This is a genomic window from Candidatus Merdisoma sp. JLR.KK006 (assembly GCF_036941035.1).
Taxonomy (GTDB): Bacteria; Bacillota; Clostridia; order Lachnospirales; family Lachnospiraceae; genus Laedolimicola.
In genome coordinates this window covers 1-15,958 of the sequence record NZ_JAYMNS010000036.1, presented here as the reverse complement: position 1 = coordinate 15,958, position 15,958 = coordinate 1, and the positions used below count along the sequence as shown (strand labels likewise).

The following is a 15,958-nucleotide window of genomic DNA, read 5'->3' as shown; positions in this document are numbered from 1 at the left end:
TTCCGTAATATCACTCACAGTACACCTTTGCCTAAATCAATTTCCAGCCACAAGTACATATGTCTGTAAATTGATTTGTGCACTGTGAGTGACATTACTGATTATAGTTCCGTAATAATAATAATTATTGGTTTATGCTGCGGCTTCCTCCGCCAGCTTGTTCTTTTCAAATACCTTGTAGAACGGATACCAGACGGCAGTGTAAATCACCAGTAATACTGCCCACCATAAAATAGCTCTCATATCCTGTGTGATCATCACACTGGATGCCGGTGCCGGAATCTGTCCCACCTGTACCATCATGGACGGAATCTTCAAAAGGCCCGTGCTCATTAAGATCCATACATATGTAGGTCCGATAATGGCATTGATCCAGGCAGGAAGCATTAAAATCGGGTTAAAGACAATGGGAGCTCCAAACATCATAGGCTCATTGATATTAAAAATTGAGGGTGCGATAAATACTCTGCCAAGCATCTTTAACTGCCTGGATTTTGAGAAGCACATGAGAATATTGAGTCCCAGTGTGGCACAGACACCGCCCATGGTGATAAATGCCATTGTAAAGAATGCTTCCGAGGTTACAATATTTGTTGCCACGCCCCCGGCTGCTACCGCATCAATATTTTCCTGGATTGCAACCATAAAAATCGGTGTGGTAAGTGCATTCCAGAGCCAGGTGGAGATTCCCAGAGTATAGAAAAAGGCATACAACAGGGAAATCAGAATAAAGCCGGGCAGCGTCTGGGCTACTTTTGTCAAAGGCATAAAAATACCAATGATAATGTCAAGCACGTTGATTCTCAGGTGGAATATCAGTACCATAGTTACCCCAAGCACGATAATATTGGGAATGATCACATTAATCCAGGACACCACAAAGTCCGGAATACTGCTGTTCTCCAGAAACTTAAGCTTTGCCCAAAGATGGAATACAAGGGCTGTAAATAACCCGCAAATCATACCGACTGCAATACCCGTCGGTCCCACATTTCCCAGAAAACCGGAGAAGCTGTCAGCCATCTCCTCGCTTGGAGTGGAAACCATAAGCATGATACAGATTGCTACCAGGCCGGCGTTAATGGTATAGGCCGGATGCTGAAGCTTTTCCATACACTGATTTGCCATCATAAAAGCAATCATAATGGAAATAAGTCCAAAGCTGTAGTTGGCAATGGGTGACAAATCCGGCAATGCCGGAACAAAGGATTTGATTACATTATAAAAATAAATCAAAGAGCCTGTCAAAATGAATGGAACAACTTTCTGCATGGATGCGGAGACAGCCGCAATCCAGGGCTTTGAAAATAATTTGTTGGCATTGGGTGCAAAGCTTTCACTCAGCCAGTTCATCAGTTTATTCATGAGTCTCTCCCTTTTCTTAATGTATTAGTTTTCCTCTGCAAGCTTCTTTGCCAGTTCAATCAGCCGGGCACCGTCTAAGGAAGCGTACACATCCTGAGGAATCACGCCTACCTTAACGGCGTAGGGGGCCGCCGTTTCCTTAAAGTTATCTAACTCCATGGCATAGTGAGGGCCAATGAGAAGCACGTCAATGTAATTCAGATGTTCCGCCACCTCCGAATGGCTTCTTGCCTCCACGCTGACCGAGAGCTTCTGTTTCTTTGCTACCTTTCTGGCATTGCTTGCCAGGAATCCGCTGGACATGCCGGCACCGCAGCACAATAAGATTTTTAAGTTTTCCATATCTTGTTCTCCTTTCCGTATTACAAACCCTGGTATGTTTGTTTTGCTAAGGCCATTATCCATAATTTTTCGGTGTCCCTCAACTTGTCTTTTGCACTGTCCGGTGCAAGTGATTTCATCAGCCTTTTGCACTTTGGAGTGCAATTTTCTGGTTGTCCGTCCTTGGGTTTTATGCTTATAATGAAAAAATAGAGAAACAAGGTAATGCAGATATGGGACGGGGAGGCTGTTTTTGTGCAGAAAAATTTAAGTGAATTGTTAAAATATCTATTAGCTCAGAATAAACCACAGACCAGCTTGGAGATTTCGGAGGCTCTTTCCATTTCTGTCCGATCTGTAAAAAACCATGTAAAGGAAATCAATTCTCTCTATGATAAAAAGATTATCCTTTCTTCCCGAAACGGTTACCGGATCAACAATCAGATTACCTCCGCTTTCCTGATGGATGACAGAGAGGATGAGATTCCCCAGACCTTTGATGAACGTGCTTTCTATATTATTAAGCAGTTGATTCTGGGGCATAACTCCCGCCTGGATCTGTTTGAACTGTGTGACAGCCTGTGTGTCAGCTATTCTACCATCAAAGGAGTCATTTCCAGGATGAATAAGACCTTTGCTTCTTATCAGGTGGAATTTATCTGTGAAAATGACTGTGTACGCATGAAAGGAAAAGAAAAAGATAAGCGGAAGCTCATCAGCTATATTTTGAATGAAGAATCCGGAACTAGTTTTATGGATACAAGACAATTGAAAGAATGTTTTTCCGGCATTGATATTGACAAGTTAAATCAGATTGTGGTGTCCGATTTTAAAAAGAATGATTTCTATTTAAATGATTTTGCCGCCATTAACATGATGCTCCATCTGGTGATTCTGGTAGAACGGGAACTAAACGGAAATTTTCTGGATTCCTGCCCATCTAATTTTGCAGTGGAGAATGAACGGGAAGAGAAGCTTTTGAATACACTCTGCGGGGATCTGGAGGAGGGCTTTCAGATCCGTCTGAATGAATCGGAACGATTTGAAATATATATGCTGATTAAGGCAAATGCAAGCTACACGCTGTCAGGAACCAGTGAGAATCTAAAGGAGATTGCAGGGGAAGAGATTGTAGATTTGACTCATTATTATATGGAGCAAATCAGCAATCTGTATCTGTTTGATTTGTCGGGTGAATCCTTTTTTGCCCCTTTTTGTCTCCATCTTAAGAATATGCTGTTTCGGGTGAGGGAGGGACGTCCGGCGGCGAATCCTCTGACGGAATCCATCAAACGCAACAGCCCGACGATCTTTGATATGGCAATTTTTGTGGGACTGGATTTGATGGAGAGGTATCACGTTGCCATTCCCGAGGATGAGATTGCATTTCTTGCTATACACATCGGGGCCGAGATCGAACGGCAGAATGTGAACAATTCCAAGATTTCGGCTGTGCTTCTGTGCCCCGATTATCAGAATCTTTGTATTGAGCTTTCCAATAAGCTGATGCTTTCCTTTGGAAATCAAATCAAGCTGATTGGAACCGTGCATAATGTAGAAGAGTTGGAGGAATTGACGGAAAGGACAAAGGAAACGCTCTTTAAAATGCTTTTTACTACCATTCCGGTTCAGGAGGGCTTTTGCAAGGAATACACCGTGGTAAAGCTGATGCCCTTTAATCTTATGGCTCAGTATCACATTATCCAGGAGGCCCTGGCAAAGCATGAACTGTTTTATAGCAATTATAAATTACGAACCTGCTTTCACACTTTTTTTGAGGAAGATTTGACCCTCATCAATCCGGAATGTGCAGATTGGAAAGAAGTGATAGCCTGCCTTTGCCGAAAGCTTCAGGAAAAGAATTATACGCATAAGGATTTTGAGGAAAAGGTTTTGAAGCGGGAATATGCGGCGACAACGGCTTTTGGAAATATTGCGATTCCCCATTCTGCTTATATGGATGCCATAAAGACCAGTATTGCCCTTGCTATTTCAAAAAAGGGAATTTTGTGGGGAAATAATACGGTGAATCTGGTACTGCTGCTTGCCATCAATAAGGCGGATAAGAAGAACTTTCGTCTCCTGTATGAGGCACTGATTTCCCAGTTTGGGGAGGATACCATGATACAGGAAGTGCGTAATTGCAATTCCTTTCAAGAATTTGAGTCGCTTATTTATCAAAATATTCAGCAGGAGGATATGGGGGTTTAGGAAAGCTTTCTTCCTTTACCCTTGGGAATTACAATTTTTTTCATAAAGAAGTAAAAGTCCCTTTAAAAGCAGAGCCTCATCCAAAAGAATCTGATGTCTGCACAGAGGCGTAATCACAGGGGATAGTCCGCCGGTGGCAACAACAGTACAGGATTCTCCAAGCTCCTGCTCAATGCGGTCAATGAGTCCGTCTAAGGCTCCGGCATTGCCATAGAGAATGCCGCTCTTAATAGAGTCCACCGTATTGCTGCCAATCAGCTTTCGGGGGGGATCAATAGATACCGTGGGAAGCTGAGCAGTATGGGAAGAAAGAGCATCCAGAGAGATGGCAACACCCGGCAGAATCATCTTCCCGATAAAAGCCTTATCTTGATTGATGACCGAAACCGTAGTAGCCGTACCCATATCGATCAGAATCTGAGGAACAGGATAATTGTGAATACCGGCAACAGCCCCTACCACCAGATCACTTCCCTGTTGGGCAGGATTGTCCACTTCCATCTTAAGTCCCGTTTTGATACCAGGGCCTACCACCAAAAAACTGGAGCCGGTAAACCGTTCCACCGCAACTTTGATGGTATCTGTAACGGAGGGAACGACGGAAGAAATGATTCCACCCTCGATATTGGAAGTGTCAATGCCATAAAGGGAAAAGGTTTCCCGAAGAATCACGGCGTATTCCAAACTGGCAGACTGGTGATTCGTCTCAAAGCGTTCTTGAAAGAGCAGACACTTCTTATCAAAACATCCGATTACAATATTTGTATTTCCGATATCTATAGTTAAAATCATTTTTAAGTTCCTTTTCTTTCTGTTAGGATATATCTTTCATTTTTAACTGCCCGTGACTGGCAGGTATATAACAAGGAATACCCTCTGTAGGAAAAAGCATTCACCTACAGAGGGTAATACTATTTGTAAATTAAAACTAACGAGCTGCAGCCATCTGTCTCCGGAAAAATACCAAAAGAGCCTTTCCAAGAGCCGTCACCAGAACAGCCGCCGCAATCGCCTCCGGAATCCCCGAAGCCGTCACAGTCGCCATAATCAGTCCCCACACGGCATCCAAAGCCACATCTTTCGCAGATGCATATTGTGAAGCCAGAAGCAGATAGATGCTGCCCATAACAAGGACCGTATTTGTCATAGACCCCACAAATCCGGTAAGGGGAAGAGCAGCCCAGGGAGTAACTTTAAGCTTCTTAAGACCAATCCATACCCATCCGGCCACAACGCCAATCAAAATCCGGCAGCCTATGGCGATCCAGAGAGCCTTAACAATGCCTAAGAGATCCTCCGCAAGAAAGGGCGAAAAAGCAAAAGAAAGCAAAGTAGGTGCAGTAGTATTACTGATCATAGAACAGATTCCAAATACACTGCCTAAAATCGCCCCGGCCGAGGGTCCCAAAAGAATTGCCCCGATAATCACCGGAATATGCACAGTTGTTGCCTTAATAATCGGAAGCTGAATCATCCCCAGCGGCGTATTCGCCAGCAGAATCACAATCGCAGCCATAAGTGCAACACTGACCATCCAACGAGTGTCTTTTCTTGATTTCTCCATATTCAATTTTCCTCCTAAATGTTATTATTCTCCAAAGGGAGATACAATACATCTACCTTTATACCACAAATCCGAAAAAAAATATACAAAAAAATAAACTTTTTATGTTATTGTATTACCAGAACACGAAAACAAAACAGCAATTTAGCAATCGTGTAATGGCATGATGCAAGGCAGAATAATAGAAAATATCGGAAGAGGGTAAAATTATGAGCGAATTAATGCGGCTTGATGAGGAATATAGAAGTTGGATACAAGAACTTGGAGAAAGATACAGAAAGAGCCAGATAAAAGCTTCCATTCGTGTAAACAACGAGATGCTTATGTATTATTGGTCAGTAGGGAAAGATATTACAGAAAAGCGTGCGGACAGTAAATGGGGAAGTAAGTTTTTCAAAAATATGAGTATGGATATGTCAGATATTATTCCGAATGCAAAAGGATTTTCTCCTACTAATTTGCGTTACATGATGCGTTTTTATGGACTTTTTAAGAACATTGAAACTGTTCCCCAAGTTGGGGAAAGATTTTTGGAAAACAGTGATAATAAAATTGTTCCCCAAGTTGAGGAACAATTTGAAATGGCATCAAATAATGTTTTTATGATTCCCTGGGGACATATAAAGGTATTGATAGATAAGTGTCATGATAATCCGAAAAAATTTAATTTTTACATTAATAAAGTTATTGAAAATAACTGGTCAAGGGCGGTTTTGCTGAATTTTTTGATGGAACTCGGAACCGGATTTGCATTTGTAGGAAGAGAATACCGATTGCAGATTGGGAATACAGAGCAGTACGTCGATATGCTATTCTACAACATAAAGCGGCATTGTTATGTAGTTGTTGAAGTAAAAATTGTGGAATTTGAACCAGGATTTATTTCGCAGACTGCCACATACGTATCAGCGGTAAACCATACTCTCAAGGGTAAAGGTGATACACAGACAATAGGACTTCTTATCTGCAAGACCAAGGATAATATATTGGCAAAATATGCAGTTGAAACCTCCACAGAACCGATAGGAATATCTGAATATGAATTAAATGCGTTGATGCCTAAAGATTTCAAGGGTACGTTGCCTACAATAGAAGAACTGGAGCAGGGATTGAGTGAGAATACTGTAAACTGAGAGGGACATTTTGATAAGTTTGATTGCAGTCAAGAACTGCGATATGCTATACTAAAAACAGTCCCAAAACAAAAAACAAACCACAGCCAAAAACAGGGGATGCTGCAAAGTAAGACAGAGGAAATTTCCGATATCAAGTGTCCGGCTGTTCACGTACATTCTGTCTGATACGGGCGAACATTGCCAAAAAAGCTTAAAAATTTAAAAAGTGTCCAAGGTAATGTCCGCCCTGAGAAGACAGGGTGTACGTGAACCGTCCGAACACGGATATGGAAAATTCCTCTGTCTTACTTTGCGGCATCCCCGTCCGGTAAACAGCAAAAAGGAGTCCACACTTATGTTAAAAGGAAAAACAGCCGTACTCGCCGTAACCGGCAGTATCGCCGCCTATAAAATCGCAAACCTGGCCAGAATGCTGAAAAAGCTAGAATGCAATGTCCAGGTACTAATGACAAAAAACGCCGCCAACTTCATCAACCCAATCACCTTTGAAAGTCTGACCGGTAACAAGTGTCTCATTGACACCTTTGACCGAAACTTCCAGTACAGCGTAGAGCATGTGGCTTTGGCCAAGCAGGCGAACGTAGTTCTCATCGCCCCTGCATCCGCCAACGTGATTGGAAAGATAGCAAATGGCATTGCAGATGACATGCTGACCACCACCATCATGGCCTGCCCCTGCAAAAAGCTCATATCCCCGGCCATGAACCACCACATGTACCACAACCCCATCGTCCAGGATAACCTGACCAAACTGGCACATTTCGGCTATGAGATCATTCCTCCCGACAGGGGCATGTTAGCCAACGGCGATGAGGGCGACGGCCGAATGCCCGAAGAACAGGTGCTTCTGGAGCATATTTTAAGAGAGATTGCATTTGAAAAAGATCTGGCAGGAAAAAAAGTGCTGATTACTGCAGGAGCCACCAGAGAATCCATTGACCCGGTGAGATTCATCACCAATCACTCCAGCGGAAAAATGGGCTTCGCCCTGGCAAGGGCCGCCATGCTGCGAGGAGCAGAAGTCACCCTTGTAGCAGCCCATACGGAAGCGGAACCGCCAATGTTTGTTCGGACATTGCCAGTAGTTTCCGCAGAGGACATGTTTGAAGCAGTGACAAAAGAAGCAAATGACATGGACTATATTATCAAGGCGGCCGCAGTGGCTGATTATACTCCTGCGGTTACGGCAGAAAATAAGCTGAAAAAATCCGATCAGGATTTAATCATAGAACTGAAGCGGACAAGGGATATCCTGAAATATCTGGGAGAGCATAAGAAAGAGGGACAGATCCTCTGTGGCTTTGCCATGGAGACAGAAGACTTGCTTGAGAATTCCAGAAAAAAGCTGCAAGCCAAGAACTGCGATCTGATCTGTGCCAACAGTCTTCGGGAAGAGGGGGCAGGCTTTGGCGCCAATACCAACCGTATCACCCTGCTCACCAAGGAAAAAGAGGTCCCCTTAGAGCTAATGAGCAAGGAAGAAGCGGCCCACCGAATTTTGGATGCAATCCGTTACGGCCTTTAAGGATAATTTTAGCTATCATTTACACCCACGCCAGTTTTTGCAAAGCTTTTATTTGTTAAGGGCGTGAATTGTATGTAAGAGATAAAAGAGTTACGTTATAAATTACGGAGGAAACGGCATGTCATTTGTGCATTTGCATACCCATACGGAATACAGCCTTTTGGATGGTTCCAATAAGATAAAAGAATACGTAGCACGAGTAAAAGAATTAGGAATGGATGCGGCCGCCATCACAGACCACGGAGCCATGTTCGGCGTAATCGATTTCTATCGGGCGGCAAGAGCAGAGGGAGTGAAGCCGATCCTGGGATGTGAAGTCTATGTGGCACCGAATTCCCGTTTTGATAAGGAGACCTCAGGCGGAGAGGATCGATACTACCATTTGGTGCTGCTGGCGGAAAATAACGAGGGCTATGCGAATTTAATAAAAATTGTCTCCAAGGGCTATGTAGAGGGCTTTTACTACCGCCCCCGAGTGGATATGGAAGTCTTGCAGCAATATCATGAGGGGATCATAGCCTTAAGTGCCTGCCTGGCGGGAGAGGTCCAGCGTTATATTGTAAAGGGCCTTTACGATGAAGCGAAAAAAACGGCACTGAAATATGAGGGCGTATTTGGAAAGGGAAATTATTTTCTTGAGCTTCAGGATCATGGCATTGCGGAGCAGAAAACAGTAAATCAGGCACTCCTTAGAATGAGCAGGGAGCTTAATATCCCTCTGGCAGCAACCAATGACATCCATTACACCTATGCGGAAGATGTGAAGCCCCATGACATACTTCTCTGTATCCAGACGGCCAAAAAGCTGCAGGACGAGGACAGAATGCGATATGAGGGCGGCCAATACTATGTAAAGTCCCCGGAGGAGATGGAGGCTTTATTTCCCTATGCAAAGGAAGCGTTGGAGAATACAGGGAAGATAGCCGAGCGTTGCAATGTGGAGATTGAATTCGGCGTCACAAAGCTGCCAAGGTTTGATGTTCCCGAGGGTCTTACCTCCTGGGAATACCTGAATCAGATCTGCTTTGAGGGCTTAAAGGAACGCTATCCGGAGGATGACGGAACCAGAAAGAAGCGTCTGGAATATGAGCTGGGCGTTATCAAAAATATGGGATATGTGGATTATTTCCTGATTGTATGGGATTTTATCAAATATGCCCGTGACAATGGAATCGCCGTAGGGCCGGGGCGAGGTTCTGCAGCGGGAAGTATCGTATCCTACGTGATGCATATTACCAATATCGATCCCATGCGTTATCAGCTTCTCTTTGAGCGTTTTCTGAATCCGGAGCGTGTATCCATGCCGGATATTGATATTGATTTTTGCTTTGAACGCCGGCAGGAGGTTATCGACTATGTGGTGAGGAAATACGGCAAGGATCGGGTGGCCCAGATCGTCACCTTTGGAACCATGGCAGCCCGGGGCGTGCTGCGGGATGTGGGCCGTGTTATGGATCTGCCCTATGCCTTTGTGGATTCCATTGCCAAAATGATTCCTACGGAGCAGGGAAGAACCATCACCCTTAAGGATGCACTTAAGATGAATCCGGAATTTCGGGACAGCTATGAGAAAGATCCGCAGGTACATGAACTGGTGGATATGTCCATGCGTCTGGAGGGCCTGCCCCGCCATACCTCCATGCATGCGGCAGGCGTTGTCATCTGCCAGAAAGCCGTAGATGAATATGTGCCCCTTTCCCGGGCTACAGACGGTTCCCTCACCACCCAGTTTACTATGACTACTCTGGAAGAGCTTGGACTTCTGAAGATGGATTTCCTGGGGCTTCGGACTCTGACCGTGATACAGGATGCGGCAAAGCTGTCGGAAAAGAGTACGGGGAATTATCTGGATATGGATCGAATCGATTATGATGATAAGGAGGTATTTGCCTCCATAGGAACCGGAAAGACAGACGGCGTGTTCCAGCTGGAGAGTGCCGGCATGAAGAACTTTATGAAGAATCTGCGGCCACAGAATCTTGAGGATGTGATTGCCGGGATCGCCCTGTATCGTCCTGGACCCATGGATTTTATTCCCCAATATATCCGGGGCAAGGATCATCCGGAGACTATCTCCTATGATTGCCCGCAGCTCGAGGAGATTCTGGAGCCCACCTATGGCTGTATCGTCTATCAGGAGCAGGTTATGCAGATTGTTCAGCGGCTGGCAGGCTACACCCTGGGGAGGAGTGATCTGGTTCGCCGTGCCATGTCCAAGAAAAAGGCGGCCGTTATGGAAAAAGAACGGCAGAACTTTGTCTATGGCAATCCGGAGGAGGGAGTGCCCGGCTGCATCAGCAATGGGATCTCCGAAAAGACGGCCCATAAGATTTTTGATGAAATGACGGATTTTGCAAAATATGCTTTCAACAAATCCCATGCGGTGGTTTATGCGGTGGTTGCCTATCAGACGGCTTATCTTAAGTATTATTATCCGGTAGAGTTTATGGCGGCATTGATGACTTCCGTGATTGATAATCCGGGTAAGGTATCGGAATATATCTTAAGCTGCCGCCAGATGAATATTGCCATATTGCCGCCGGATATCAATGAGGGAGAGTCGGCATTTTCCATATCGGGAAAGTCCATCCGTTACGGCCTGTCTGCAATTAAAAGTATTGGCCGCCCGGTGGTGGAAAGCATTGTGGCAGAACGGAAGCTTGGCGGGCCGTTTAAAAGCCTGACGGACTTTATTGAACGGATGTCAGGAAAGGAAGTCAACAAAAAGACTATAGAGAATCTGATTAAGGCAGGTGCCATGGACAGCCTGGGGGGCAATCGGCAGCAGTATATGATGGCTTACGGAGGAATCATGGACAGTGCGGCCCAGAGCCGCAAGACGGTGATGACCGGACAGATGAGTCTTTTTGATTTTGTGGATGAGGAGGAAAAGCAGAATTTCAAGATTCAGCTTCCAAAGGCAGAGGAATATAAAAAGGAACTTTTGCTGGCCTTTGAAAAGGAGGTTCTGGGGGTTTACATCAGCGGTCATCCTCTGGAAGAATATGAGGAGAGATGGAAAAAGAATATTACAGCGGTTACTACGGATTTTCAGCTGGATGAGGAGACGAATAAGACCCGGGTAAGGGATGGGGAGATCGTGGTGATTGGAGGAATGATTACCGGAAAAACCATTAAGTATACCAAAAATAACCGGGTCATGGCATTTCTGCAGATAGAGGATCTGGTTGGAACCGTAGAGGTGATCGTATTTCCCAACATCTATGAACGCAATTCGGGTATGCTTACAGAGGAGGCCAAGGTATTTGTGGGCGGTCATGTAAGTGTGGAAGAGGAGAAAGCAAGCAAGCTTATCTGTGACCGGATTTTTTCTTTTGACGAGGGAAAACGGGAGCTGTGGATTCAGTTTTCCGATCAGGCGTCTTGTATAGCGGAGGAACCGGAGCTTTTGGAGCTGCTTCATGACAGCGACGGCAATGATCCCGTTGTGCTTTATGCAGCTGCGGAGAAAAGGACAAAGCGGTTGGGAGCAGGGCGGAATGTTCAGGCGGAGGGGACACTGCTCATAAAGCTTCGGGAGCGTTTTGGCGAAGAGAATGTGAAAGTTGTGGAGAAACGTATTGAAAAGCTGGGAAGAATGCATTAAAATATTTACAGATTAGCCACAAGGCAGATACAGAGCAAGTGCGTTAAAAGGAGGAAATCATGACAAAAGAGATCAACACCATTGGAGTATTAACCAGCGGCGGCGATGCACCGGGAATGAATGCAGCCATTCGTGCCGTTGTCAGAAAAGCCCTTGCTAACGGAAAAAAGGTTAAGGGAATTCGAAAGGGCTATTCAGGCCTGCTAAATGAAGAAATAATAGATATGACAGCCAATGATGTATCCAACACCATTGAACGGGGAGGTACGATTCTCTTTACGGCCCGCTGCAAAGAGTTTATGACAAAAGAGGGACAGGAGAGAGGTGCCGAGATCTGCCGGAACCATGGGATTGACGGAATTGTGGTCATTGGCGGAGACGGTTCTTTCAAGGGGGCACAGGCATTGGCGAACCTTGGCGTTAACACCGTAGGCGTACCGGGAACCATTGATCTGGATATTTCCTGTACAGAGTATACCATTGGCTTTGACACGGCGGTAAATACGGCTATGGAAGCCATTGACAAGGTGCGGGATACTTCTACCTCCCATGAACGATGCAGTATTATAGAGGTTATGGGAAGAAATGCCGGATACATTGCACTCTGGTGCGGCATTGCCAATGGAGCCGAGGATATTCTTCTTCCGGAAAATTATAACTATGATGAGCAGGAGATCATCAATAATATTATTGCCAACCGGAAGCGTGGAAAGAAGCACCATATTATTGTAAATGCAGAGGGCGTGGGACATTCCACCAGTATGGCCCGCCGAATTGAGGCGGCTACAGGAATCGAGACCAGAGCCACTATTTTGGGTCACATGCAGAGAGGCGGAAGCCCTACCTGTAAGGACCGGGTATATGCGTCCATGATGGGAGCCATGGCGGCGGATCTGCTCTGTGCAGGGAAGACAAACCGGGTAGTGGGCTATCAGCATGGCAGGTTCCAGGACTTTGATATTAACGAGGCGCTGGATATGGATAAGGGTATTGATCCTTACCAGTATGAGATTGCTCAGTCTCTTTCCAGGCATTAACATTACAAGCTTATTTGTAATATAGATGCAAGAGCCTTTTGTGTGTGAGAAAGGAAACCGGTATATGATTACCAGCACCGCAAATCAGCAGGTAAAGCAGGTTATTCAACTAAACAAAAAAGCGAAACACAGAAACGCTCAGGACGTCTTTGTGGCAGAGGGGACTAAGATGTTTCTGGAAGCTCCGAGAGAGCGGATTGTGAAAGCGTATTTCTCAGAGAGCTATGTGGAAAAGCGGCTGGGGGGAAAGGCGGCGGAGGATATTCCATGTGAAGTAGTGGAGGATTCCGTGTTTAAGAACATGTGCGATACCCAGACCCCTCAGGGAGTACTCTGTCTGGTAAGGCAGTATCATTATTCTCTGAAAGAACTTCTGCAAAATGAGAATCCTCTGCTGCTGATACTGGAAAACATTCAGGATCCGGGAAACCTTGGGACAATGATGCGCACTGCAGAGGGAGCAGGCGTGGACGGCGTGATTCTAAGTCCGGATTGTGTGGATATGTACAATCCTAAGACAATACGTTCCACTATGGGGTCCATATATCGGGTGCCTTTTTTCCCGGCAAATGATCTGCAGGAGATTTTAAGGGAGCTGAGACAGGCGGGAATATACACATTCGCAGCTTATCTGGGAGAGAGCCAGAGCTATGAAAAAGGAGATTATACAAAGGGAACAGCCTTTTTGCTGGGGAATGAGGCAAACGGGCTGAGTCCGGACCTTGCAGCCGGTGCGGATACCCGGATTCGGATTCCCATGAAGGGAAAGCTGGAATCCCTAAATGTGTCCATAGCATCGGCAATCCTTCTGTATGAAGCCTGCCGCCAGAGACGATAATGGGAGAATGGGGCTTTTTGGCCCCACTTTTTTTGTGTTTTTTGCCGAAAATGTTCCTTTAGCCACCACTTTTGCAGTCAAACCCTTGACAAGAGGCATTCACCCTGCTACAATAATTGCGTAACAAAATCGTAATATTTAACATAATATTTGTAATATATGGTTAAGCCAGATATAGCAAAACATTGTGCGGATATTACACAGGGAGGTTTCTTATGAAAGGGAACAGCAGGAAGGTACCTGTTTTCTTAAGTCTGTTTCTGATTTGGATACTGGCATCCGGATTTGAAGATTTGGATGTGGAGACAACGGCTGGTATTGGTACCGTAATGGATGATTTGACAGGAGAAGACTTTGAGAAGCTGCAGATTGAAGATGAATGGGAAAATAAAGTACTTGCGAATGTGGAAGAATATGTAACGGTACGTTCAGAGCCCAATTCGGAATCCGCTGCTTTGGGACGTATGTTCAAGGGCGACGGCGGCGATGTGGTAGAGCGTTTGGACGGTTGGACGAGGATACAATCGGGCAATCTGAACGGCTATGTAAACAATGAATATTTGCTGTTTGGCTTTGAGGCTTATGAGCAGGCTCAGGAAGAGGCAGTACCGGTAGCGACAGCTTTGACGGCGGGACTGCGGATTCGTGAGGAAGCCAGTACGGAGGCAAAGATTCTGAAAAACGTAGGAGAAGGAACGAAGTTGGATGTGGTAGCCGGCGAGGAGACGGAAGGAGCCGAGTGGATTCACATACAGTATGCGGAGGAAAAAACGGGTTATGTGGCCGCAGAATATGTCAGTGTAGAATATGAGCTGGGCGAAGCCATGACCATGGATGAAATTAAGAAAAAAGAAGCCGAAGAAAAACGGGAGAAGCTGAAACAGCAGTTGGATGCTTTTAAGGCCAATGGCAACGAGGTAACGCTTCTGGCAGCCTTGATTCAGGCTGAGGGAGGCGGCCAGCCCTATGATGGTCAGGTGGCCATCGGAGCCGTTGTGATGAACCGGGTTAAGAGTCCCCGCTATCCCAATACCATTGCGGATGTAATTTATGCACCCGGACAATTCGGACCGGTCAGCAATGGATCAATCACCCGGTATCTGGCAGCGCCAAAGGCAAGCTGTATGCAGGCTGCTCAGGAGGCAATCAATGGGTATACTACCATTGGAAGCTACACGCATTTTAGAAGAGCAGGTGTTGAAGCAGGGTCAGACAGTATTGTGATTGGGAGTCACGTATTTTATTAGGAATGGAAAACTGCGGAATGCCTGTGGGCTCCGCAGTTTTTTGCCGGAATAGAAAGATGAGGAAGAAATCATGGGACATTTAGCGAGCAGAGTCGCCTACAAGAATCTGGAGGACCGGATTTAACTGGTTCACCTAGGGAGCTCCGGTATCGGGCACCCTGCACATCCTGGATCACGAGCGAGCCGGCCACATCGTGGAAGAAGCCGAATACATCGGCCTTGGCAGGCAAACAATTCAAATCCATTTACTTGGATAAGCTTCTGTCTGCTCAGGAAAATCAAAAAAAGAAAAATATGTAAAATGCCGTGATGATTCAGCACAGGCCGAAGCATTTGCTGCTGAGGCCGAAAGAACATGATTCAGGAGTGCAAAAGTCACAGATTACCAAAAACAAATTCCTCTATAAAGTATTGCAAAAAAGCAACAGGATATACTAGATCTTGTTACTGAAAACACCAGCAATACTTTATATGGAGGAATTTGTTATGAAAAAACAATTTTTATTTCTAACAGCAGTACTCACAACCCTGGTATTGTCCGGATGCAGCCAGCCAAACGGCAATACGGGCGACAGACAAAACGGCTCATCGGGAACAGTGGTGGAAAACGTAGTGCCAAACCATGGAAACACTCAGCAAAATACGGACAGTAATCAAAATACAACATCCGGCACAAATCAAAATGAACAAACCGATCAGAGCAACCGGACAGGAATCGGCATAGTGTCATACCTGAATCGTTCCCAAAATGCCGGTGATACGGACGGTTCGGCAGAAATAAGCACGGTAGCGGCAGCCGTCGCCGTAGACGGAGAAGACCGGATCATAGGATGCAGCATTGACATGGTAGAGCAAAAGCTTGAAATCTCCAATACAGGCGCCATCGGCTCCCCGGCCAACACACAATACTCTACAAAAAAAGAGCTGGGCGACAGCTACGGCATGAAAGCCGCTTCGGAAATCGGAAAAGAATGGTATGAGCAGATAGAGTCCTTTGAACAATACGTCATAGGAAAAACTGTAGAAGAGATCAACGGAATCAAAACCGATGATCACGGCTATGTCCAGGATAACAGCCTAAACAGCTCCGTAACCATCTCCATCAGC

General features: G+C 45.5%; 11 protein-coding genes and 1 pseudogene. 8 read left to right on the top strand and 4 right to left on the bottom strand.

What is annotated here, in order from left to right; translation table 11 throughout:
• Positions 1–132 precede the first annotated feature (132 nt).
• Positions 133–1,365, bottom strand: coding sequence for a PTS sugar transporter subunit IIC (locus VSQ61_RS19775; protein ID WP_334346087.1), 1,233 nt, complete (start codon positions 1,363–1,365; stop codon positions 133–135).
• A gap of 24 nt (positions 1,366–1,389) precedes the next feature.
• A complete protein-coding gene (locus VSQ61_RS19770; RefSeq protein ID WP_334346086.1) occupies positions 1,390–1,707 on the bottom strand; it encodes a PTS sugar transporter subunit IIB in 318 nt (105 codons plus the stop codon).
• Between the two features lie 234 nt (positions 1,708–1,941).
• On the opposite strand from VSQ61_RS19770, the gene VSQ61_RS19765 reads away from it, so the two are divergent.
• A complete protein-coding gene (locus VSQ61_RS19765; RefSeq protein WP_334346085.1) occupies positions 1,942–3,897 on the top strand; it encodes a BglG family transcription antiterminator in 1,956 nt (651 codons plus the stop codon).
• A 15-nt stretch (positions 3,898–3,912) separates the two neighbouring features.
• Here VSQ61_RS19765 and VSQ61_RS19760 read toward each other — a convergent pair whose 3' ends face one another.
• On the bottom strand, positions 3,913–4,689 hold the full coding sequence (locus VSQ61_RS19760; RefSeq protein WP_334346084.1) for a type III pantothenate kinase: 777 nt from the start codon (positions 4,687–4,689) through the stop codon (positions 3,913–3,915).
• A 136-nt stretch (positions 4,690–4,825) separates the two neighbouring features.
• A complete protein-coding gene (locus VSQ61_RS19755) occupies positions 4,826–5,461 on the bottom strand; it encodes an ECF transporter S component (protein ID WP_334346083.1) in 636 nt (211 codons plus the stop codon).
• Between the two features lie 209 nt (positions 5,462–5,670).
• Between VSQ61_RS19755 and VSQ61_RS19750 the strand changes: the two genes are divergently transcribed.
• The 7 genes and pseudogenes from VSQ61_RS19750 to VSQ61_RS19720 all read left to right on the top strand — a co-directional run.
• The gene (locus VSQ61_RS19750; protein WP_334346082.1) at positions 5,671–6,594 is read left to right on the top strand and encodes a PDDEXK nuclease domain-containing protein; all 924 of its coding nucleotides are present in this window, start codon (positions 5,671–5,673) and stop codon (positions 6,592–6,594) included.
• A 337-nt stretch (positions 6,595–6,931) separates the two neighbouring features.
• Positions 6,932–8,122, top strand: a complete 1,191-nt coding sequence (gene coaBC / locus VSQ61_RS19745) for a bifunctional phosphopantothenoylcysteine decarboxylase/phosphopantothenate--cysteine ligase CoaBC (RefSeq protein WP_334346081.1) — start codon at positions 6,932–6,934, stop codon at positions 8,120–8,122.
• 118 nt (positions 8,123–8,240) lie between these two features.
• Complete coding sequence (locus VSQ61_RS19740; RefSeq protein WP_334346080.1) at positions 8,241–11,729, top strand: DNA polymerase III subunit alpha; 3,489 nt, start codon at positions 8,241–8,243, stop codon at positions 11,727–11,729.
• Positions 11,730–11,788: 59 nt separating this feature from the next.
• Positions 11,789–12,766 (top strand): 6-phosphofructokinase, encoded by a 978-nt coding sequence (gene pfkA, locus VSQ61_RS19735; RefSeq protein ID WP_334346079.1) that lies wholly within the window; start codon positions 11,789–11,791, stop codon positions 12,764–12,766.
• Positions 12,767–12,830: 64 nt separating this feature from the next.
• The gene (locus VSQ61_RS19730; protein ID WP_334346078.1) at positions 12,831–13,604 is read left to right on the top strand and encodes a TrmH family RNA methyltransferase; all 774 of its coding nucleotides are present in this window, start codon (positions 12,831–12,833) and stop codon (positions 13,602–13,604) included.
• A 215-nt stretch (positions 13,605–13,819) separates the two neighbouring features.
• A complete protein-coding gene (locus tag VSQ61_RS19725) occupies positions 13,820–14,851 on the top strand; it encodes a cell wall hydrolase (RefSeq protein ID WP_334346077.1) in 1,032 nt (343 codons plus the stop codon).
• 486 nt (positions 14,852–15,337) lie between these two features.
• Positions 15,338–15,958, top strand: a pseudogene (locus tag VSQ61_RS19720) (hypothetical protein); the annotation flags it as partial.